The sequence below is a fragment of the Sporolactobacillus sp. THM19-2 genome (genome assembly GCF_004153195.1).
In the GTDB taxonomy this organism is placed as follows: domain Bacteria; phylum Bacillota; class Bacilli; order Bacillales; family Sporolactobacillaceae; genus Sporolactobacillus.
The window spans coordinates 68,724-88,608 of record NZ_SEMC01000003.1; the positions used below are offsets into that span (position 1 = coordinate 68,724).

Here is a 19,885-nt window from a genome sequence, read left to right on the forward strand (position 1 = left end):
GAATCAACGAATCAACGCAGACACTGGCAGGATACCCTGATTTTCACGATGACGGGCAGCAGTGAAATGAAAAACCTCCCCTGCTATCATGCAGATGCTGGCAGGGCTGTCTGTTTTTGTTATATAATTTAAACGCCTGCTGGCGCGGGGTAAAGGATGTGTGTTTGAATGACCATTACGACTATACTACTGGGCGTCATTATTTTATCTAATATTTTTCTGGGAGCAACAGTTGTCTTTCTGGAAAGAAAAAGCATCAGTTCCACCTGGGCATGGCTGATGATTCTTAACTTCATGCCGATTGTCGGCTTTATTTTTTATCTGGTTTTCGGGCAGAACCTCAGCCGCCGTAAGATTTTTAAATGGGACCATAACGTGCACTTGCGTACCCGTGAGCTGGTAAAAAAGCAAATGCTGGCGATCATTAATAACGACCCGCCATTTACCCAACCTGTTCTCAGAGATTATCACGGACTGATTTATATGAATCTGAATAATGATGAAGCACCGCTCACGCTGAACAACAGCATGACCCTCTACACAGACGGAGAAGAGAAGTTCAGACAGCTGCTTCAGGATATTCGAGCGGCAAAATACCATATTCATATTGAGTATTATATTTTCCGCAGCGATTTTCTCGGTAATGAAATGATCGATACACTGGTGCAGAAAGCCGAAGAAGGCGTGATCGTCCGTCTGCTCGTTGATGATGAGGGATCACGCCACCTCTCAAAGAAGCTGGTCCGGAGGCTGACTCGTGCGGGAGGCAAGTTTCAGACGTTCTTCCCCGGGCGTCTTCCGCTGTTAAACCTGCGAATTAATTATCGCAACCACCGAAAATTAGTCATCATAGACGGAGAAATCGGCTATCTCGGCGGTTTTAACGTCGGCGATGAGTATTTGGGGCTGAGTGCCAAATACGGTTACTGGCGTGACACGCATCTGCGTATTATGGGTGAAGCAGTGAACAGTATTCAATCACGCTTTCTCCTGGACTGGAATCAGGCGTCAGGCGAACAGGTCCCTTTTCAGCAATATTATAAGATTAATAACAGGAAGCATTACGGAGAAGTCGGGATTCAGATTGTATCAAGCGGACCGGATAAAAAATGGGAGCAGATAAAAAACGGGTTTATTAAAATGATCCTGTCGGCCAAACAGACCGTCTATATTCAAACCCCTTATCTGATTCCTGATGAGAGTCTCTTGACCGCTATTTCTATTGCCTCGCTTTCACAGGTGGATGTCCGGATCATGATTCCGAACAAACCGGATCATCCCTTCGTCTACTGGGCGACTCTTTCCAATGTCGGACAGCTGCTTGAAGCAGGCGCACGCGTGTACCTGTATCAAAACGGATTTCTCCATGCCAAGTCTATGATCGCAGATGAACGGCTGGCAACGGTGGGTACATCCAATCTCGATTTTCGCAGTTTCAGTCTTAATTTTGAGGTTAATGCTTTTATTTATCATGAGCAGACGGCGCGAAAACTGGCTGATATCTTCAAGCGGGATATGCGATTGTCACGGGAATTAACGTTGGAAGATTATAAGAAACGCTCAGCACTGATTAAATTCAAAGAATCGGTCTCGCGCCTACTCTCCCCTGTTCTCTGAGGCATTCATACAAGTGGCGTGGTCAGCCCGGAAAGGCACAGATCTGCAGGCTTCGGCTGAAGAAAGGCATCAATCAAAAAAGCAGGGGTTCACACATGCCGCCGGAGTGCTGGAAGATCTGTCTGGAAGTGTTTGATCAGACCCTCTGGAAATTTATCGCCATAATTCAAGATTTATCAGCCGGGTCGACATGTGATTTCAGCCGGGCTACGACTTATTTCAGCGGGCTACACGTCATTTCAGCCGGCTAGAAAATATATCAGCCGATTTCCACGCCATTTCAGCCGGCTAGAAAATATATCAGCCAGTCTCCACGTCATTTCAGCCGGCTAGAAAATATATCAGCGGGTTTCCACGTCATTTCAGCCGGCTAGAAAATATATCAGCCGGTTTCCACGTCATTTCAGCGGGCTAGAAAATATATCAGCCGGTTTCCACGTCATTTCAGCCGGGCGGAAAATATATCAGCCGGTTTCCACGTCATTTCAGCCGGCTAGAAAATATATCAGCCGGTCTCCACGTCATTTCAGCCGGCTAGAAAATATATCAGCCGATTTCCAGTTGATTTCAGCCGGCTAGAAAATATATCAGCCGGTCTACACGTCATTTCAGCCGGCTAGAAAATATATCAGCCGGTCTACACGCCATTTCAGCCGGCTAGAAAATATATCAGCCGGAGGTAACCTCCGGCTGAGTGTTTGCTGTCCATTCATGTCACACCATCTGAATATCCTGTCTGAACAGCTTTACGAGAGATGCAGGGCTGCCCGATATTCGGATGGTGATTTTCGTTCGTACTTTTTAAACATTTTTGTAAAAGAGGCATTATACTCATAGCCGACCTGGTATGAGATGTCCAGTACACTCATCTTTGAGTCATGAAGCATTTCTTTTGCTCTGTGAATACGTAAAAAATGAATATACGCAAGGGGGGTCATTCCGATTTTCCGCTTAAACCAGTCACAATAATAAGAAGGGGTATAATGTTCCATCGCAGCTAAAGCTTTGATGTCAATTTTTTCAGCATAATGTTCATGAATAAAAAGGATTGAAGGCGTTACCGGTCTCTCGGTAATCTTGTGGAGCAGATAATTGAGAAGAAGTAAGGACTCATCCCGGTGATGTTGAAGTACTTCACGGATCAACAGCTCTTTCACCGAACGCAGTACGGTGTCCATCTCCAGAACATCCCCCTCACACTCCGTATATCTGGATTTAAAGTAGTGAACCGCGTAGATTTCATCAATTTCGATGACCAGGCTCTCGTTCGATCCGTCTGCACAGAAGGTACAGGCATGATGAATTGGAAGCAGACAAATCTGCGTACCGCTGATTCTTTTATTTCCTGCTGATGTGACCATGCTGATGCACCCGTGAACAGGCAGCATCAGTGTAAAGCAGGATTGATTCAGACAAGTGACTCGAGAATCAAGCGATGCGAAATGAAATGAGATGTCGTGCACGTAACAGGTCCTCCCGGTACATCTTAGATGCTCACAACGAGGAGTATATCAGAAAATGGAGCCACGTTTTGTGACGATGTTGTTACATCTGAGCCGCTCGTTCCAGTCGTCCGGGCATCTTTTTCTCCTGTGGCGCCGGAATTTAAATGTAATCTCTGAATAAGTCGGGAAATTTGCAATTTGGAAACGGATACTCTGAAAACTGGATAACAATCTCCTGTAAATCGGAAAAGACAGCCTGTTTTTCTCCCGATATACTCATTCAGGTATAAAAAACAGAAATGATGATTCAGGGGGAAATGTTGAACATGCATCAATTAGTCGCGGAATTTCTCGGTACAGCGCTGATGATTGTCTTCGGTGTCGGCGTCCATTGCTGCGAAGTCCTCAACACGTCGAAATACCAGGGGTCCGGACATCTTTTTGCGATCACAACCTGGGGATTCGGGATCACCATATCCTTATTTATTTTCGGGGAGGTCTGCATTAACCCGGCGATGGTTCTCGCGCAGGCCATCCTCGGCAACATTACGTGGGCCCAGGTAATTCCGCTGAGCATCGCTGAAGTCCTTGGCGGTATTTTCGGTTCTATTGTGGTCTATATTGCTTATGCTGATCAGTTCAAAGCATCTGTCACTATTGATCGAGTGAAAATCAGAAATATCTTTTCAACAAACCCCAATGTACGCAATCTGCCTCGTAATTTCTTTGTCGAATTTATTGATACGTTCATATTTATTACAGCCATTCTTGCCATCTCCGGAGTCAAAACACCCGGGGTGGTTCCCATTGCGGTCGGACTGCTTGTCTGGGCCATCGGTATGGGTATGGGCGGACCGACGGGCTTCGCCATGAATCTGGCCCGTGACATGGGACCGCGAATCGCTCATGCTATCCTGCCGATCCCCGGCGGTAAAGCAGACAATGACTGGCAATACGGCATCATTGTACCAGGTATCGCCCCATTTCTTGGAGCGGCCGCTGCGGCTCTGTTTGCCAGAGGATTCCTTGGCTTATGATTTCACCCGTACAGAATGAACCGACAGGTCAGAAAGTCTCTGACCTGTCGGTTTTCATTTTACCCGGGAATTACCAGCTGGATTTCCTGACACCCGGGATCTGACCCTTATGTGCGTATTCACGAAAAGCAATTCGAGACATATGGAATTTTCTCAGATAGCCGCGTGGCCTTCCAGTCAATTCACAGCGATTGTGCAAACGCGTCGGTGATGAATCACGGGGTAATTTGCGAATGGCTTCATAATTTCCCGCTTTCTTCAATTCCCTTCTCCGTTTTGCATACTTCGCAACGATCGCTTCCCGTTTTTTCTCCATGACGACTTTTGACTTTTTAGCCATACAAAAGATCTCCTTGTATTAGACTCATCCCTTCTATTATTTCACTCATGTTTCATCAGTGCAAATTTCATGATCATAACTAAAAAAGCAGGCACCCGCCACAGGAACCCTGCCTTTTTCAATCAGTTTTCGGTTTTGTTACGGAACGTATTGCTCACCCAGACCAGCAGAATGGGTATCACAGAAATGAAAATAATCAGCAGCATGATAATGGAGAAATGTTCACTGATAAATGGAATCCGTCCGAAGAAGTACCCGGCAAGAAGTCCGACCAGTGTCCATACCGTTCCGCCCAGAACATTGTAGAAGAAGAAAAACGGGTAATGCATCCGGCTGCCGCCGGCAATGAAAGGGATGAATGTTCGGATAAACGGAATAAACCGGCCCAGAAAAACAGCAAATCCGCCATATTTATTAAAAAACTGTCTTGCCTTTTCCATCTTTTCTTCATTAATCAACCGATGAAAAAGATGATGTCGTTCCAGTGCCTGCCCCAGTTCACGTCCGATCCAGTAGTTGACTGTATCGCCCAGGACCGCAGCAACAATAATCAGAACGATCAGTAAGAACAGATTCAGACCGGAACTGCTGTTGGCTGCAATCGCCCCCGCGGCAAACAGCAGTGAATCACCGGGGAGGAACGGGCAAATGACGAGACCGGTTTCAATGAAAATTACGACGAAAAGTATGCCGTAAGTCCAGACTCCATACTGACTTACGATCTGAAGTAAAAACTGATCAATGTGAAGAAATACATCGATCACCCAGGATACAGCATCCATGCGGATATCTCCTTAAATGAAATGAAAGATCTCTTCCTATCATAACTGAAATGGAGGCATTAGAAAAGGGATTTATGTGGTGAGCTTTTTCGATGTTGATTTTTTTCATCACGCCAACATAAGTGGCGCAACTTTTCCGGATTGTCAAAGGTTTGCCTTCCTGACGTATTGCGATCCCTTTCAAAGTAGCCACAGGCCATCTCCCAACTTGTGAGGGCCTTCACCTCACTTTCTTTTAAATAGGATGTTTTGTCCTGAGAGCAAAAAGTAAAATAAGCGGAAATTTTCCGGTTAGGGGCAGAACGGCATTCTTTTCGGGGGGGATATAAGCGGAAACTATCCGATTATGCCAAACAAAAAGCTCTATTTTCCAGCTTTTCAAAGCAATAGGCGGAAGCTCTCCGTCTATGTTAGCTTATTTTTCATTTTATTTTCTAAATAAGCGAAAGTTTTCCGCCTATTCATCTGATCAGGCGCTTCACCTGATCCCCACAACCGATAAGAGCGGAACCCAGGTCACCTTCCCCAGTATTTTTCATATTGGGGTAAATCGTCCCTAACTTTTGACCGTACGAAAATTTGCCTTCTACTTTGGAAGAAAATAATTTCTGAACCCTTAACGACACAAGGGGTTCCCCACATCGCAATGAGCTCGTGATCCTCGTGATCCTATCGTTAAATCCTGAAAAAAAGCTAAAAAAAAGACGGATGCTTATCCGCCCGTACCTGTTACTCCGCTCACTCACCAAACGCCTTTTTCATAAAGGCGGTAATGGTTTCAGGCTTAGAATCGCTCAGAACATCGCCTGTTTTTTTATCAATGAACGTCGGAACAGTTAGAAAATGATACTTTTCTCTCAGATCAGAGAAACGCTTTTCATCATCTTCCCGTACAAAAAATTCTATCCGATCATTATATTTGCCTTCGAGTCCTTTATTCAGTACAACCTTTGCCCGCTCACAGTATGGGCAGACCCTTTTCGTAATCATCAGTACCTTTTTATCAGACAACTGAAACAGCTCCTTTCATCTTACATAGCGTATTTTATCAGAATCGAATAGACCTGTCCTCATTTCTGCCTGAGTCTGTTTGACAGAACGGACCATTGAGTGTAAAATAAGCGCAATTCTTATCCATTATCCCTTGTATATTTATAGGAATTATTACTTATTTTACTTTTTTTGAGGAGGACATCATTATGAGTCGGACAAAAAACGGTTTTGGCGTAAGTGACATCGTGCTTGTTGCACTGTTCGCCGCAATCACCTATCTGGGTATTTCCCTGTTTCGCATCCCGCTCCCGGCTGCGATAGGCGCTCCGTTCATTCATTTCGGTAATTCACTGGTCGTTCTTTCCGCACTGCTTTTAGGCGGTACACGCGGAGGCATTGCCGGCGCAATCGGTTTGGGTCTGTTTGATCTTCTGAACGGATACGCTTCAACGTCACCGGTTACAGCACTCATGGCGCTGATTATTGCAGCAATTGTAACCGGGGCTTTTCGCCTTTTCGGACGTCGCGATACCGTGCTTCATATCCTCTTTGTGGCGATTATTGCCGGGGCATCGAAAATCATTCTGGAATTTATTTATCATGTTATTCTTGCCCTGTTATCAGGAAGTGCATTCGGACCCGCAGTGATTGCTTCAATCACGAGCCAACTGGCTACTTCCATCAATGCGGTCTCGACTGTCATTATTGTCACCATCCTTTACTTCCCGCTGAAAAAGGGACTCGAAATTTTCGATTCAAATAAAGGGGTTTCCAAAGTCTGAGGGAATTTGTATGATAAGTTCGGGCAATGAACATCTGTCCGGACTTTTTCATTTATAATGGATAAACAAACAGCCCGGGTGGGGAATCACTGTCCGCAGCAGCCCGATGGGTTCAACGAACAATCAGTGGGGTTGAAGGACTTCCCCACTGATTGGCGGTTCACTTTTTCAGGAAATGGGAGGCATACCATGGGACACCTGATCGAGGTCAGAAATTTACATTTTCAATATCTGCACCACCACAACGGCAGGCCGTGGATTCTGAATGGAATCAGCCTTGATGTGGCGGCCGGTGAATTCGTGGCCGTTCTTGGTCCGAACGGATGCGGGAAATCCACTCTGGCCAGGCATCTGAACGGACTCCTGCAGCCCTCCTCGGGAGAAGTTCTCATCGACGGCATGGATACAAGGGATGAGGAGAAGAAACAGGCCATCAGGCAGACCGTGGGTTTAATTTTTCAGAACCCGGACAATCAGATCATCTCGACTATCGTTGAAGAAGATGTCGCATTTGCTCCTGAAAATCTTGGTATGGAGCGCTCAGAAATCCGCAGACGCGTGGATGAAGCCCTCAAGGCGACAGGTATGTTCGATTATCGTCTGCACACCCCCTTTAAGCTCTCGGGAGGTCAGAAACAGCGTATTGCGATAGCCGGCATCCTGGCCATGCGTCCAAAATGTATTGTCCTGGATGAACCAACATCGATGCTGGATCCCAAAGGGCGCCGGGATGTCATGAATACCATCAGAAGGCTCAACCGCGACTACGGGATCACGATCATACTGATCACGCACAATATGGAAGAAGCAGCTCTTGCGGATCGACTGATCCTGCTTGATGCGGGCAAGGTTTATCGTGAGGGGAAACCGCAGGAAATCCTGACACAGCCTGAGCAGCTCCGGCATGTGAAGCTTGATGTTCCCCAGATCGTGGAACTGTGCAGTCATTTACGCCGCCACGGCATCTCCATACCTGAAAAAATAACAAGTGTCGATGAATGCGCGACATCACTGATCGCCAGTCTGGAGGAAAGTCATGCCGATCATTGAACTCAGGAATGTCTCCTATCGATATGGATCCGGCACGCCTTTTGAAAAACAGGCACTGTCGGATATTTCCCTGTCGGTTTCTGCCGGCGCATACATAGGTATCATCGGCCACACAGGCTCTGGAAAATCAACCTTGATCAAACAGATGAACGGACTTTTACGTCCGGAGAGCGGACAGGTACGGGTAGACGGCGAAGATATCTGGCGTACCCCTCATCAAATCCGCTCTGTCCGGTTCCGTATCGGCCTTGTTTTCCAATATCCGGAAACACAGATCTTTGAGGACACCGTCCAGAAAGAGATCATGTACGGTCCGAAAAACATGGGTCTCAGCGATCGGGAAACGCAAAGCCGAGTGCTGAATGCCCTGAACTTTGTCGGCCTGGATGCCTCTTATCTTGAACGAAATCCGTTCCGGTTATCCGGTGGTGAAATGCGGCGAATCGCCATTGCCGGTGTGATCGCCATGCGCCCGCAGGTTCTTATTCTGGATGAACCGACGGCCGGGCTTGATCCTGCAGGAAGGAAAGAAATTCTGGATCGCCTTGAGTCCTACAGGAAGCAAACCGGAAGTGCCGTCATTCTGGTCTCGCACAGTATGGAAGATATCGCTGAACGCGTAGATCAAGTCATCGTTATCGATCAGGGAAGTCTGGTCATGTCCGGCGCGCCAGCTGTTATTTTTTCACAGGCTGATCGCCTCGAATCACTGGGACTGGATATTCCCCCGGTAACAAAACTCCTGCATCTCTTGAATCAAGCCGGTTATCCTGTGAATACGGCAGCATTGACCGTCAGTCAGGCGGAAGCTGAAATTCTTAAGCTGTTCAGAGGGAGTGACAGCCTGTGACGCGTGACATCACTGCAGGGCAGTATATTCCGGGTCATTCACTGATGCACCGCCTGGATCCCAGAGTGAAAATAACCCTGACCTTTCTTTTCATTATTATGGTCTTCATTTCGCGAAGCCCGGCAAGCCTGGGTTTCATGGTCACTGTTCTTGCCGTCCTGATCGGCCTCTCAGGCGTATCGATCAGGCAGGTTTTCACAGGCATCCGTCCATTGATTCCTGTCATCATTTTTACAGCACTGATGAACCTGTTTTATGTCAGGGGCGAACCGCTTTTATCTTTTTATTTTATACACATTTCACGTGAGGGGCTGTTTGTCGGCCTGTCGCTCATGATCCGGCTGACCGCCATGATTGCCGGCAGTTCACTGATCACCTATACCACTTCGCTGAATGCCCTGGCAGCGGGCCTGGAGCAAATGCTGCGTCCTTTAAGGAAACTGCATCTCAGAGTCGATGATCTGGCTATGATCGTCACGCTTTCGCTGCGCTTTATTCCGACACTGGCTGATGAAATCGAACGGATTACCGATGCGCAGAAAGCCCGGGGTGCCGAAATCGGAAGCGGCCACCTTATCCACCGGATTCAATCGTATGCTCCGATCATCCTGCCGCTGTTTATGTCTTCCTTCCGCCGCGCTTTCGAGCTGACCAATGCCATCGAGAGCAGATGCTATCACGGAGGCAGTCAGCGGACGCGTCTGACCGTTCTGAAGCTGAACAGAAACGACATTCTGGCATTGATCCTGTTTCTCATCGCCTTCTGCGCCGGCCTTTTTTTAAACCTGGTCTGAAGATCCGGGGAAGCTCTATAGCAAAAAATCCCTCTTTTTCGCAGTCATGTATTCCCGTTATTAGGGCAAATTATTTAGCGAAAGGGGATTGATGAGATTGACACACACACTGAAGGATATTATGTCTCATGACGTCATCTGCTGTCGACCGGGTCAGACACTGAAAGAAGCTGCTGAACTGATGAGCCATCACCATATCGGTTCGATTCCGGTTGTCGATAACGATCACACTCTTTTGGGAGTGATTACAGACCGCGATATGACGCTTCGCTCCACAGCACGTGGAAAAGATGGCGATCAGGTCCATGTGGAAAAGTGCATGACGCGTGATCATCTGATTTCAGGAACACCTGATATGGATATCCACGAGGCATCGCGCCTGATGTCTGAGCATCAGATTCGCCGGCTTCCTGTGGTCGATCAGGGAAAATTGATTGGTTATGTCGCACTTGGCGATCTGGCTGACAGGGATCACTACCGGGATGAAGCCGAAGCTGCCCTTTCCGGTATTTCATCTTCCCGTTAACCGGTCACCATGAAAAAGAAGGAGGAAATCCTCCTTCTTTTTTGCTTTTGTCCCTACGACTTTTGCCCATGCCGGAGCGGGCCCTCTTTCATACAATGGACTATCTGATGGATGAGGAGGTGTTCTGTGTGGGAGCTCCTTATGATAATGTCGGAGGTATTGGACACGGCAATGGTTTTGCGCTGCTCGTTGTTCTCTTCATTCTGCTGATTATCGTCGGCACCGCATTCTGCTATTAATCAGTCTGCGAAAATAATCTGACGGATTCTTCCGTCAATAAATACGAAATCGAAGCATCCGAACCTGCGCCGGATGCTTCTCCTCTTTTCAATCTTTAAAATTCCCGCTCTCGACATCCCTGATAAAAGTAGCCAGATGATCAAAATAGACCGGGGCGTTGTCGATCATATGGTGATGACCGCCTTCCGGAGTTGTGGCCAGCCGTGCGTGAGGGATGCTTTCAGCCATACGCCTGGCTGCCGCAAGTGGCATCGTCTCGTGTTCACCGAATGTAAGGAGCGTCGGCACCTGGATGTTTTTCAGCTGATCCCGCACGTCCCATTCTTTCAGCTTTCCTGTCACAACAAATTCGTTATCTCCCTGGAAGTCATTATAGACCGGAGTCGCCATCGTACTGATCAAATGGGAAATGGCCTTCGGGTGTTTCCGGTCGACATAGCCTTTATTTAATTGATCAACATATCCCTGGTAGCGGTCATTATCGTAATGATTCTCAGCCTCACACTTTTTCATAAAGGCCACCGCATCAGGGGACAATTCTTTTTCCCGGATCTGATTAATATGTGCGACATACTCATCAATATTATCGGTCATGGAAGAAATAATAGCGCCTTTCAGGTGCTGCCCGTATTTCAAAGCGTACAGCTGAACCAGCAGTCCGCCCCAGCTCTGACCAATCAGATAGAAATGATCAAGCCCCAGTTTTCTGCGGACCTCATCAACTTCTCCCAGAAAATAATCATACGTCAGATATTTCCCGGCCGTCTCCGGATCAGAGTAATCCGGCTGATCAGAATAAAAAGAACCAAGCTGATCATACATATGGACCTGAATATCCAGCCCCTGCCCGGCAAGTTTCTCCGCAAAGTTCTCGTAGTATTCATGGGTGCCCCCCGGCCCACCGTGCAGGCACAGCAGGTGTATATTGCCGGTTCCCCGCGTATGTGTCCAGAGATGGTAGCCATTGTCAAGCGTAATAATCGTTGTCCCCTGTTTCACTGTTATCACCTGATTTTTATAGAATCTATCCCTATCATAACACGAATGGGCACAAGCGGAAAAAAATTCCGGTTCTGCCCGGAAACAGGTGAATGTGCCGGTTATTCGTATTTTCGGACAATATCCATAAATTTATTCACACGTTCGGTCAGCTCCAGCGTTTTCCGGTAAACCATCATCACGGTCAGAACCGGCTGGTCCTGATCTGTCAGGGGGATGCTGACAATCGGATCCCCGGGCAGAATGGACAAATCTGCAATATAACTGATGGCCATGCCACCGCTGACGATCCTTTTCAGTGTGTCGATATTGCTGGTGCGATAGATGATTTTCGGTGAAACACCCGCCTGGCGGGAAATATGCGTAAAAGCGACCGGATTGGCATAATGGTTGTCCAGAACAACAAACGGGAAATCACCGACTTCACGAAAACTGACCGAACGGCAGGCCGCGAGCGGGCTGCCCGGACCCGCGACGATTTTAAATGGAACCACTTTCAGACTTTCCTCTATTAACTGCTCATCCACTGGCGGTGTGACACTGCCAATCAGCCCAATGTCAATTTTCCCTTCCAGGACGGCGTGCAGAAGTTCCCGGGAACCGGCTTCGTACGTGTACAGGTGATTCAGCAGCCCGGACTTTAATAACTGATTAGTCATACCTGGAAAAAAACGGGCACTGATCGTCGGCGACATCCCAAATCGAATGATCTGCCGGTTAAGCGCGTAAATCTCCTGATGGGCGAGCCGCCACTCATTCAGCATGGGCTCAACATGATGGTAAAGCTGCCTTCCGCTTTCCGTAATCTGCAGTTCATTATGGTTATGGTTCCGCTCGACCAGTCTGGTCTGAAATTCTTTCTCCATCCTTTTAAGGGATAGAGTGATGGTCGGCTGACTGACATGATAAAATTCCGCTACCTTGGTAAAACTCCGTTCCTGGACCAGCCGCTGGAAATATCTCAAATCCTGTAAATTCATCTGTCCTCACTGATATAAATATTTTTTATGACCCTATGAACATTTGACTATAATTCTAGCATTGTTGTATGCTCGTTGATACTAATTAATAAGTAAATTTTATGACGATTTATGACTTGTCGCACAGTGATGGAGGCCTTTATCTTGGGAACGTTTTTTCAGGGGATCCAGGGGGTTCTTGTGATCCTTGTCATGATCAGTATCGGCTACGTATTAACCGACCGTGGCTGGTTTGATCGGAAAACCGGTAAATTAATGGCGCGACTGGTCACTCAGATCGCCCTGCCGGCTTATATGATCAGTACCATTACCGCCGATTTTACCAGTAAGGAATTAATGGTATTGCTGCCTGACCTGTTTTTTCCGTTTTTGTCCATGTTTATCCTGTTTGCCCTTTCTTTTTTAGCCGTCAAACTGTTTGCCGTCCCGAATAGTCACAGCGGTCTGTTTAAATCGATGTTCTGTAATTCGAATACCGTTTTCATCGGTTTGCCGGTTAATATGGCGCTGTTTGGTGATGATAGTCTGCCCTATGTCCTTGTTTATTATATGGCCAATACTACTTTTTTCTGGACTCTGGGTGTTTATCTGATTCAAAGAGACGGGGACAGCTCTTCACGCCTGAGTCTGAAACAAACGTTAAGTAAAATCTTCTCACCGCCTCTGATGGGTTTTATTGTCGGCGTGATCCTGATCCTGCTGAATATTCGGCTGCCGAAATTCCTTATGTCGGATCTGAATTATATCGGAGGTCTGACCATTCCTCTGTCGATGCTCTTCATCGGTTTCGCCATTCATCAGGCCGGACTGAACAAATTAAGCCTGAACAGGGATAATATTGGTGTCCTGGTCGGACGATTCATTGCTGCACCTGTCTTGATGACCCTGCTCGTCCTGCCGGCACCGATGCCGCTATTGATGAAACAGGTCTTTATCCTGCAGTCAGCGATGCCGGTGATGACCAATGCGCCGGTCGTCTCCGAACTTTACCATGCCGATTCGGACTACGCAGCAGTGATGGTGACAGAAACCACGCTTCTCAGCCTGGTTGAAATTCCTGTCCTGATGACAATGATTTGACAGTAAAGCAGTAAAAAACCGGGATGCCCTGAGCAAAGAGAAATTCCCGGTTTTTTCCTGCGCCTTGATCCCTGTCATACCCATAGCGTGATATAACTTGTAAAATAGGGCTTGGCAGAACCCTGATCGACGTTTGAGAAGGAAGGCTAAAGAAATGGGAAAAAGAGCATTAAATAACGGCCCCGTAATCCGCAAAGAAAAAGAAACCGTTACCAAAATGATCGAGATTTTCTGCAGAAAAAAACACCATCAGAAAGAACTGTGTGATTCGTGTCGCGATTTAAATAATTATGCATTAAAACGACTTTCCTATTGCCGCTTTGGAGAAAATAAAAGTGCCTGCTCCAATTGTAAAGTCCATTGCTACAGTCCGGTTTATCGAAAAAAAATCAAAGAAGTCATGCGTTTCTCCGGACCTTGGATGCTGCTGTATCATCCCATTTTCTCCATTCGGCATCTTTTAAAAAGATAAGGATCAGCTGTGCAGTATTCCTCGGGCCATATAAACGTTAAAAACACAGCGGCAGGTGATACAGGATGAACAGGAAGCGACAACTCAGCGATTTTTTCAGTCAGCAGTCGACTCCCGATATTGCCCGCTCCGTTCTGGGAAAACGGCTCGTTTATGAGCACCCTGGGGGGATCATGAGCGGATATATCGTTGAAGCAGAAGCCTATCTGGGGCAAAAAGATTCAGCAGCGCACGCCTATAAAGGACGACGTACACCGGCGAACGAAGCACTGTACGGGCCGCCCGGTACGATTTATATTTATTTGCTGCACGGACGGGCCATGCTGGACATTGCCGTGCAGAAGAAAGAAGTTCCCCAGGGGATACTGATTCGTGCCATTGAGCCATTGGACGGCAGGGATCTGATGGAAAAGAACCGAAAAAAGCATGGCTTTGAGCTCACAAATGGTCCGGGTAAATTCATGGAAGCACTGGGCATCCACGACAAATCGTTAAACAGGAAACATATGGGGGACGCCCCTCTGTACATAGATCTGTCTGCAGAAAGGGAACCGGAAGAAATCGGCGTTTCCGCCCGTAAAGGGATCAGCCGCCGGGGAAGTGGCACCTGCTGGCCATTCCGTTTCTTTGTCAAAGGCAACCCATATGTGTCTGGCATAAAGAAAAGTGAAGTGAATGACCACTCATTTGGTTGGAAAAAAGCAGGTGAACAGACCCGGATGCATCACTAAGGTTTATAATATAGGGATAGACCTTTTCATGACGAGGAGGATGTAAAATGGACCCTAACTGGATAAGCAAGTTGCTGCTTAAGGATATCCGGTCGGTAACACGTATTGGCGGTGGTGATGTGAATCAGGCTTACCGTGTCGATACCGGCAGGGAAAGCTATTTTCTTCTGGTTCAGCCAAATCATCCGCAAAGCTTTTACGATAGTGAGATTGCCGGATTAAAAGCATTTAAAGAAGCAGGTGTTCAGGCTCCACAGGTCATTAAGAGCGGACAGATCCACGGTGATGCCTATCTCCTGCTCAATTACCTTGAGCGTGGAACCGGAAGCCAGTCTGATTTAGGAAAACTGGTTGCCCATCTTCACCAACATAGAAGCCCGAACGGCAAATTTGGCTTTGATTACCCCTATTCGGGTACAAGCATTTCATTCAATAATGATTGGACAGATTCATGGACGGAGCTGTTCGTCACCCGGCGTCTGGACGTACTTGCTTCAGCGCTGCAAAAGAAAGGCCTGTGGACCGGACAGGAAGAAAGATTATATAAAGAAAGTCGTGCTCGCATCGTCTCCGAACTGGCACGACATCCGAGTCAGCCCGTCTTGCTGCATGGTGATTTATGGGGCGGGAACTATATGTTTACAGCAGACGGGTCCCCTGCATTAATTGATCCGGCAGCCCTTTACGGCGATCGAGAGCTGGATATTGGCGTGACAACGGTCTTTGGCGGTTTTACTTCTGAATTTTACCGGGCTTATGCGGCGTCCTGTCCGTTTGATGAAGGATATGAAAAACGTCTGGCGTTTTATCAGCTGTATTATCTGATGGTTCATCTGAATAAATTTGGTCTGGGTTATGCCGGGAGTGTACTTGCTATGCTGAATAAGATTATTAAAGAAAATTAGCGTCCGGCTTTGACTCACAGGCCACGTCTTTTCAGGGCGCGGTGGTATACTCACTATATACTTAGAACCGTCATGGATGGCTGTCCGACTAATCACTTACGGATGAACGTCTGGCAAGCTTTTCCGGATTTGGTCCCCGAAGCCGTGCCCACTCCAGTGGAGAACCACTCAGGATCAGGTCTTTTCTGCGAAGAGAGGCCACATCCGGGCAGCCGAGCAGCAGCATCATTTGAGTCAGCTGTTCTTTCCATTCTTCAATCTGTCTGATCAGTCCATCCGCTCCCTCCGCCAGAGCGGTATGGAGAAACGTACCTGAGATGCCAACTGCACGGGCGCCCAGTGCGAGCGCTTTAAGGATGTCAAGAGGATGACGCACCCCGCCTGATGCAAAAAAAGTAGTCTGATCAAGATAAGACTGCGCTTCAAGCATGGAAATGACTGTCGACTGACCCCAATTCTCCAGATAATCGTATCGCGCCCGGTTCCGGCGGCGATTCTCAATGGAAATAAAATTAACACCGCCTCTGCCGGCAACATCGATCACATCCACGCCTGCATTCACCAATTTCCGAAACGTTGCCCTGCTCATCCCGAATCCAACCTCTTTGACGACAACCGGTACATCAACCGAACGGACGATTTTCTCCAGATTTTTCAGCCATGATGAAAAATCCCGGTCTCCTTCCGGCATGACAATTTCCTGAGGTGCATTTAAGTGGATCTGCAGCGCGTTTGCTTCCAGCATATCGACGGCTCTTTTCGCCTGTTCTGCATCCAGCTCAGCACCTATATTGGCAAAGATAAATCCATCCGGATTGACGCGGCGCAGCACGCGAAATGTACCGCGTAATTCCGGATCCTTTAAAGCCGCCTTCTGTGAGCCGGAGGCAACTGCTATCCCTGTTGCTGCGGCTGCCCGTGACAGGCTTTCATTGATTTTTTTAGTTTTCTCGCTTCCTCCGGTCATCCCATTGATAAAAAAGGCATGCGGCCATGAAGTAAACGGCAGTTCCGTGGTACAGTCAATCTGATTAAGGCTCATTTCCGGCAAAGCATCATGAATAAATTTTACAGAATCAAAATCGTTCTCGTGTTTCCGGTAGGTTTCCTGAAATAGTCGGACATGCTGATCTTTACGTGACTCCATCACATTACCCTTTTCCCTTTTAGAATACTTTCTTCGCTACATGCAGATCTAACGGCAGGATGCCATGCTTTTTCCATTCGGCAAAGAGCGCTTCTTTATCGACTTTTCGATGAGCAAGCGCGATGCCGCAATCTCCTCCGCCGGCACCGGACGTTTTCGCTGCGCCCTGATGGTTTTCAGCAATCCTGCAGAGCTGGTGCAGTCTGTCGGTTTCAATTAACACGCCGCAAAGCCTCGATAATTGGGCCAGAATCCTTCGATTTTCCCGGATCCCCTCTAATATGGCCGGCGCATGCTGTTTGAGAAAACCGCCAATCATCTTTTCTACACAGGCCTTGCTTTGATTTAAAAAGTGCCGGTAACCCTGCTCCCTCGTCCGCCTTGCTTTTTCCACCCGATCAACGAGTTTGAATGTTGATGCCGGTTTCCCCGTCCAGCCGACCAGCAATCGCAGATCCGGCGGAAGCGCGAGTGAGCGTATCGATAACATGGGCCAGTCTGTATGAAGCAATCCAAGCCAGTCTGCTCCTGAACGAATCATCTGCGCCAGCCATCGGTGATCAAATGATGTATACGCAATCCAGCCGCCGTAAACACTGGCAGCAATATCTCCGCAGGACCCGTTCCCCTGAATGTGAAGATGGGCGATGGCCGACAGTTTAAAGACGGTTTCCCGGTCCATTTTTACTTCATAAAAAGCAAGGATGGCCTTCACACAGGCGACTGTTACGGCAGCGCTGGAACCCAGTCCATATTTTTTCCCATCTTTTCTTGTCAAATCACTGCTGATCGTTATTTGATAGGTATCAGGCATTTTCCCCAGCGACTGTATGTATTGCTCCGTCCATTCAATCGCCGATAATACAAAGCGAAAGGGACGGGCGTCTCCTTCAGTAATCCAGTGACTGGCGCCATTGCGTCTCAGAACCAGCGCTGCGTCAGCCCATTGGATCCGCCCGGTTGTTTCGTTATGTTCAATTTGTACCGTCACGTACTTATCGACGGCAACAATGATCGCAGGATAACCCGGTTCAACGACCGCATATTCTCCTGCTATATAAAGTTTTCCAGGTGCACATTGTATGAAGGGCAATTAAATCTGTCTCCTTTACTGAACCGGATGATCCAGATACGCAACACCTGGACCCGGTCTGGTCACGATGAGCGCCTCAGAGGGGAAGAACCTGGACAGATCTTCGCGAATCCGGTTAACATCGGGCTGCAGGCAAAACAGTTTGACATTCGGTCCGGCATCAATCGTGAAATAGCACGGCACCCCCTGGCTGCGCAGATATGCGGCGCGCCGCATCACGGTCAGGGTGCCTTCTTCCCAGTACGTAAAAGGCGGATCGGCCGCCAGCATGGCCGCATGCATCCTGAGCGCATTGGCTTCCGCTATTTTGCCAAGAGATTCAAAATCATGTGCCCGAATCGCCGGCTCTATTCCGGCAAGGTCCTTTTCAGACTGCCGAACCCAGACAGGATAAAAAGGTGAGGTCTCAACTGTTCGCTTCATCCCCGCACGACTGGAGATCCTTTTCGCTTTTCCATTCACAACAACCGACAGGACGCGAATGGGCCATCTGGCCGGATCCACCGGCAGTGCATAAGAACTTGCATCATCCGTTCCCTTCAGCCATTTCACAAAACCGCCGTAAATCGAACGCGAAGCTGATCCCGAACCGCGGCGGGCAAGCCGTGACAGGGCGGCGGGGGAGCAGTCCATCCCATACGCGCGGGCGGCTGCGGCCGCAAGCGCTGCAAAACCGGAAGCTGAAGAAGCAAAGCCGGCAGCAACCGGAACATGATTTCTGGTGACAATGCGTGCGAACAGGTGACTTCCCGATTTTTCACGAATCAGATGCATAAAACGTCTGACTTTTTCAGCAGAAGCGCCGCTCAGAAGCACGCCATCCATGACAACTTCATCTTCGTGCAGCGCTTTTAGCGGTTCAACGCCTGTTTCCGTGTAAAACGTATCAAGAGTCAGCGATAAGCTGCTGTTCATCGGTAAAATCAGCTGCTCATCCCTCTTTCCCCAATACTTGATCAAAGCAATATTCGTATAGGCTCGTGCAGCATCCACAGCATTCACTCCCCTTCCCATGCCACGCCGGGCATGGATTCAGGTTCTGACTGGAATATATCCATCCTGAAACGGCTGAATCCATGTATTGTGCGCGCCTGCACTCACTAACTTTTTCGCCAGATGCGACGCCCTTTCTGCATCTTTAACCAGTGCGATGATGCAGCCGCCGCAGCCGCCGCCGGTCAGCTTTGCTCCCATCGCTCCATTAGCCATGGCAGTATCAACCAGATGATCCAGAGTGGCATGGCTGACGCCAAGTTCTCTGAGAATCAGATGGGCATCGAGCAGGATTGGTCCCAGCGCTTCCTCTTTAGCTGTTTCCAGTGTTTTTCTTGCCAGTGAAGTCAGCACACCTAACTGTTCTATTTTTCCCTGGAGATGTACGCTTTGCTTCAATCGCTTTTTCAGGCTGGCAACCGCGTGAAGGGTCTGCCCCTTTAAACCGGTATCGGCAATCACCAGAGTGGCATGCAGCGTATTGTGGATCCATTCTGTTCCCTTTTCCTTCATAAAGAAAATCGGATGTGCACTACTGGCTGCAGCCGCATCAATACCGCTCGGATTTCCATGACAGCATTTTTCAGAAATTTCGACGAGACTGAGGAGTCTGTGCCGGTCAAGCGGCGTATTAAAATAATGAAACAGGCTGCGGACAACCGATATGGCCACAGCTGCACTCGAACCCATGCCCCGCTCTTCCGGTATGCGGCTTTTGATGGAAATCATAAGACCCCCTTCAGGTTGTTTTAAAGCACGCAGAACGGCCGGAATCATCTTTTTGAGTCCGGCAATGTTGTCATCACCGTTGCTCAAAATCCCATGATGGAAGGCACACTCCAGCCTCAGCGGTCCGGGGCAGTGCATGGTCCGGGTCACTGCACGCACGACGGGTACGGGCATGGCGATTGCCGGTTGCCCGTAGACCACCGAATGTTCACCAATCAGAATAATTTTACTGCTGCTTTCTCCAATACCAGTTCTGTATTTTGTCATCATCGTATACCAGCTTCTTCTATATTCTGTATC

At 48.1% G+C, this 19,885-nt stretch carries 22 protein-coding genes; 12 read left to right on the plus strand and 10 right to left on the minus strand.

All coding sequences use genetic code 11. The features are described from left to right. Positions 1 to 168: 168 nt before the first annotated feature. Positions 169 to 1,617, plus strand: a complete 1,449-nt coding sequence (gene cls, locus EWH91_RS03770) for a cardiolipin synthase (RefSeq protein WP_129928690.1) — start codon at positions 169 to 171, stop codon at positions 1,615 to 1,617. Between the two features lie 746 nt (positions 1,618 to 2,363). On the opposite strand, the gene EWH91_RS03775 is transcribed toward cls, so the two are convergent. Continuing rightward, entirely contained in the window at positions 2,364 to 3,080 is a 717-nt protein-coding gene (locus tag EWH91_RS03775; protein ID WP_129928691.1) for a helix-turn-helix domain-containing protein, read from the minus strand. 308 nt (positions 3,081 to 3,388) lie between these two features. Here EWH91_RS03775 and larD point away from each other — a divergent pair, with 308 nt between their 5' ends. After that, on the plus strand, positions 3,389 to 4,099 hold the full coding sequence (larD, locus tag EWH91_RS03780; RefSeq protein WP_129928692.1) for a D/L-lactic acid transporter LarD: 711 nt from the start codon (positions 3,389 to 3,391) through the stop codon (positions 4,097 to 4,099). Between the two features lie 70 nt (positions 4,100 to 4,169). Here larD and rpsN read toward each other — a convergent pair whose 3' ends face one another. From rpsN to EWH91_RS03795, 3 genes are all read right to left on the minus strand, one after another. After that, positions 4,170 to 4,439, minus strand: a complete 270-nt coding sequence (gene rpsN / locus EWH91_RS03785; RefSeq protein WP_129928693.1) for a 30S ribosomal protein S14 — start codon at positions 4,437 to 4,439, stop codon at positions 4,170 to 4,172. Positions 4,440 to 4,561: 122 nt separating this feature from the next. Then, a complete protein-coding gene (locus EWH91_RS03790) occupies positions 4,562 to 5,221 on the minus strand; it encodes a VTT domain-containing protein (RefSeq protein ID WP_129928694.1) in 660 nt (219 codons plus the stop codon). A 738-nt stretch (positions 5,222 to 5,959) separates the two neighbouring features. Next, positions 5,960 to 6,232 carry a glutaredoxin family protein gene (locus EWH91_RS03795; protein ID WP_129928695.1) on the minus strand — a complete coding sequence of 91 codons (273 nt, stop codon included), beginning with the start codon at positions 6,230 to 6,232 and terminating at the stop codon, positions 5,960 to 5,962. 188 nt (positions 6,233 to 6,420) lie between these two features. On the opposite strand from EWH91_RS03795, the gene EWH91_RS03800 reads away from it, so the two are divergent. The 6 genes from EWH91_RS03800 to EWH91_RS14700 all read left to right on the plus strand — a co-directional run bounded on the left by EWH91_RS03800 (position 6,421) and on the right by EWH91_RS14700 (position 10,455). Beyond that, positions 6,421 to 6,996 carry an ECF transporter S component gene (locus EWH91_RS03800; protein WP_129928696.1) on the plus strand — a complete coding sequence of 192 codons (576 nt, stop codon included), beginning with the start codon at positions 6,421 to 6,423 and terminating at the stop codon, positions 6,994 to 6,996. Between the two features lie 189 nt (positions 6,997 to 7,185). After that, positions 7,186 to 8,046 carry an energy-coupling factor transporter ATPase gene (locus tag EWH91_RS03805; RefSeq protein WP_129928697.1) on the plus strand — a complete coding sequence of 287 codons (861 nt, stop codon included), beginning with the start codon at positions 7,186 to 7,188 and terminating at the stop codon, positions 8,044 to 8,046. Continuing rightward, complete coding sequence (locus tag EWH91_RS03810) at positions 8,033 to 8,896, plus strand: energy-coupling factor transporter ATPase (RefSeq protein WP_129928698.1); 864 nt, start codon at positions 8,033 to 8,035, stop codon at positions 8,894 to 8,896. Before EWH91_RS03805 ends, EWH91_RS03810 begins: the two co-directional genes overlap by 14 nt. After that, positions 8,893 to 9,690, plus strand: a complete 798-nt coding sequence (locus EWH91_RS03815; protein ID WP_129928699.1) for an energy-coupling factor transporter transmembrane component T family protein — start codon at positions 8,893 to 8,895, stop codon at positions 9,688 to 9,690. The genes EWH91_RS03810 and EWH91_RS03815 overlap by 4 nt, the downstream gene beginning before the upstream one ends. 121 nt (positions 9,691 to 9,811) lie before the next feature. Then, positions 9,812 to 10,216: a CBS domain-containing protein gene (locus EWH91_RS03820; protein ID WP_206184280.1), complete on the plus strand. Its 405-nt coding sequence runs from the start codon at positions 9,812 to 9,814 to the stop codon at positions 10,214 to 10,216. Between the two features lie 158 nt (positions 10,217 to 10,374). Beyond that, positions 10,375 to 10,455: a YjcZ family sporulation protein gene (locus EWH91_RS14700; protein ID WP_240697254.1), complete on the plus strand. Its 81-nt coding sequence runs from the start codon at positions 10,375 to 10,377 to the stop codon at positions 10,453 to 10,455. Between the two features lie 88 nt (positions 10,456 to 10,543). On the opposite strand, the gene EWH91_RS03830 is transcribed toward EWH91_RS14700, so the two are convergent. Both EWH91_RS03830 and EWH91_RS03835 read right to left on the minus strand, forming a co-directional pair. Continuing rightward, the gene (locus EWH91_RS03830) at positions 10,544 to 11,455 is read right to left on the minus strand and encodes a proline-specific peptidase family protein (RefSeq protein ID WP_129928701.1); all 912 of its coding nucleotides are present in this window, start codon (positions 11,453 to 11,455) and stop codon (positions 10,544 to 10,546) included. Positions 11,456 to 11,556: 101 nt separating this feature from the next. After that, a complete protein-coding gene (locus EWH91_RS03835; RefSeq protein ID WP_129928702.1) occupies positions 11,557 to 12,435 on the minus strand; it encodes a LysR family transcriptional regulator in 879 nt (292 codons plus the stop codon). Positions 12,436 to 12,579: 144 nt separating this feature from the next. Here EWH91_RS03835 and EWH91_RS03840 point away from each other — a divergent pair, with 144 nt between their 5' ends. From EWH91_RS03840 to EWH91_RS03855, 4 genes are all read left to right on the plus strand, one after another. Beyond that, a complete protein-coding gene (locus EWH91_RS03840) occupies positions 12,580 to 13,515 on the plus strand; it encodes an AEC family transporter (RefSeq protein ID WP_240697245.1) in 936 nt (311 codons plus the stop codon). Between the two features lie 154 nt (positions 13,516 to 13,669). Continuing rightward, complete coding sequence (locus EWH91_RS03845; RefSeq protein ID WP_129928704.1) at positions 13,670 to 13,987, plus strand: nitrous oxide-stimulated promoter family protein; 318 nt, start codon at positions 13,670 to 13,672, stop codon at positions 13,985 to 13,987. Positions 13,988 to 14,052: 65 nt separating this feature from the next. Then, the gene (locus EWH91_RS03850) at positions 14,053 to 14,718 is read left to right on the plus strand and encodes a DNA-3-methyladenine glycosylase (protein WP_129928705.1); all 666 of its coding nucleotides are present in this window, start codon (positions 14,053 to 14,055) and stop codon (positions 14,716 to 14,718) included. Between the two features lie 47 nt (positions 14,719 to 14,765). Next, positions 14,766 to 15,623 (plus strand): fructosamine kinase family protein, encoded by an 858-nt coding sequence (locus EWH91_RS03855; protein WP_129928706.1) that lies wholly within the window; start codon positions 14,766 to 14,768, stop codon positions 15,621 to 15,623. 88 nt (positions 15,624 to 15,711) lie between these two features. Here EWH91_RS03855 and fni read toward each other — a convergent pair whose 3' ends face one another. Genes fni through mvk form a run of 4 tightly spaced genes read right to left on the minus strand, consistent with a single transcriptional unit; the run spans position 15,712 to position 19,852 of the window. Further along, positions 15,712 to 16,770, minus strand: a complete 1,059-nt coding sequence (gene fni / locus EWH91_RS14430) for a type 2 isopentenyl-diphosphate Delta-isomerase (protein WP_165364231.1) — start codon at positions 16,768 to 16,770, stop codon at positions 15,712 to 15,714. Positions 16,771 to 16,789: 19 nt separating this feature from the next. Beyond that, complete coding sequence (locus EWH91_RS14435; protein WP_206184275.1) at positions 16,790 to 17,863, minus strand: phosphomevalonate kinase; 1,074 nt, start codon at positions 17,861 to 17,863, stop codon at positions 16,790 to 16,792. A gap of 15 nt (positions 17,864 to 17,878) precedes the next feature. Then, positions 17,879 to 18,856, minus strand: coding sequence for a diphosphomevalonate decarboxylase (gene mvaD / locus EWH91_RS03865; protein WP_240697246.1), 978 nt, complete (start codon positions 18,854 to 18,856; stop codon positions 17,879 to 17,881). Between the two features lie 39 nt (positions 18,857 to 18,895). After that, complete coding sequence (mvk, locus tag EWH91_RS03870; RefSeq protein ID WP_129928708.1) at positions 18,896 to 19,852, minus strand: mevalonate kinase; 957 nt, start codon at positions 19,850 to 19,852, stop codon at positions 18,896 to 18,898. Between the last annotated feature and the right edge of the window lie 33 nt (positions 19,853 to 19,885).

What these genes read in the sequence shown, in the direction of transcription:
- cls (WP_129928690.1), top strand. Translation starts at nt 169, where the DNA reads ATGACCATTACGACTATACTACTGGGCGTCATTATTTTATCTAATATT.
- larD (WP_129928692.1), top strand. Translation starts at nt 3,389, where the DNA reads ATGCATCAATTAGTCGCGGAATTTCTCGGTACAGCGCTGATGATTGTC.
- rpsN (WP_129928693.1), bottom strand. Translation starts at nt 4,439, where the DNA reads ATGGCTAAAAAGTCAAAAGTCGTCATGGAGAAAAAACGGGAAGCGATC.
- EWH91_RS03790 (WP_129928694.1), bottom strand. Translation starts at nt 5,221, where the DNA reads ATGGATGCTGTATCCTGGGTGATCGATGTATTTCTTCACATTGATCAG.
- EWH91_RS03800 (WP_129928696.1), top strand. Translation starts at nt 6,421, where the DNA reads ATGAGTCGGACAAAAAACGGTTTTGGCGTAAGTGACATCGTGCTTGTT.
- EWH91_RS03805 (WP_129928697.1), top strand. Translation starts at nt 7,186, where the DNA reads ATGGGACACCTGATCGAGGTCAGAAATTTACATTTTCAATATCTGCAC.
- EWH91_RS03810 (WP_129928698.1), top strand. Translation starts at nt 8,033, where the DNA reads ATGCCGATCATTGAACTCAGGAATGTCTCCTATCGATATGGATCCGGC.
- EWH91_RS03820 (WP_206184280.1), top strand. Translation starts at nt 9,812, where the DNA reads ATGTCTCATGACGTCATCTGCTGTCGACCGGGTCAGACACTGAAAGAA.
- EWH91_RS03835 (WP_129928702.1), bottom strand. Translation starts at nt 12,435, where the DNA reads ATGAATTTACAGGATTTGAGATATTTCCAGCGGCTGGTCCAGGAACGG.
- EWH91_RS03845 (WP_129928704.1), top strand. Translation starts at nt 13,670, where the DNA reads ATGGGAAAAAGAGCATTAAATAACGGCCCCGTAATCCGCAAAGAAAAA.
- EWH91_RS03850 (WP_129928705.1), top strand. Translation starts at nt 14,053, where the DNA reads ATGAACAGGAAGCGACAACTCAGCGATTTTTTCAGTCAGCAGTCGACT.
- EWH91_RS03855 (WP_129928706.1), top strand. Translation starts at nt 14,766, where the DNA reads ATGGACCCTAACTGGATAAGCAAGTTGCTGCTTAAGGATATCCGGTCG.
- fni (WP_165364231.1), bottom strand. Translation starts at nt 16,770, where the DNA reads ATGGAGTCACGTAAAGATCAGCATGTCCGACTATTTCAGGAAACCTAC.
- mvk (WP_129928708.1), bottom strand. Translation starts at nt 19,852, where the DNA reads ATGACAAAATACAGAACTGGTATTGGAGAAAGCAGCAGTAAAATTATT.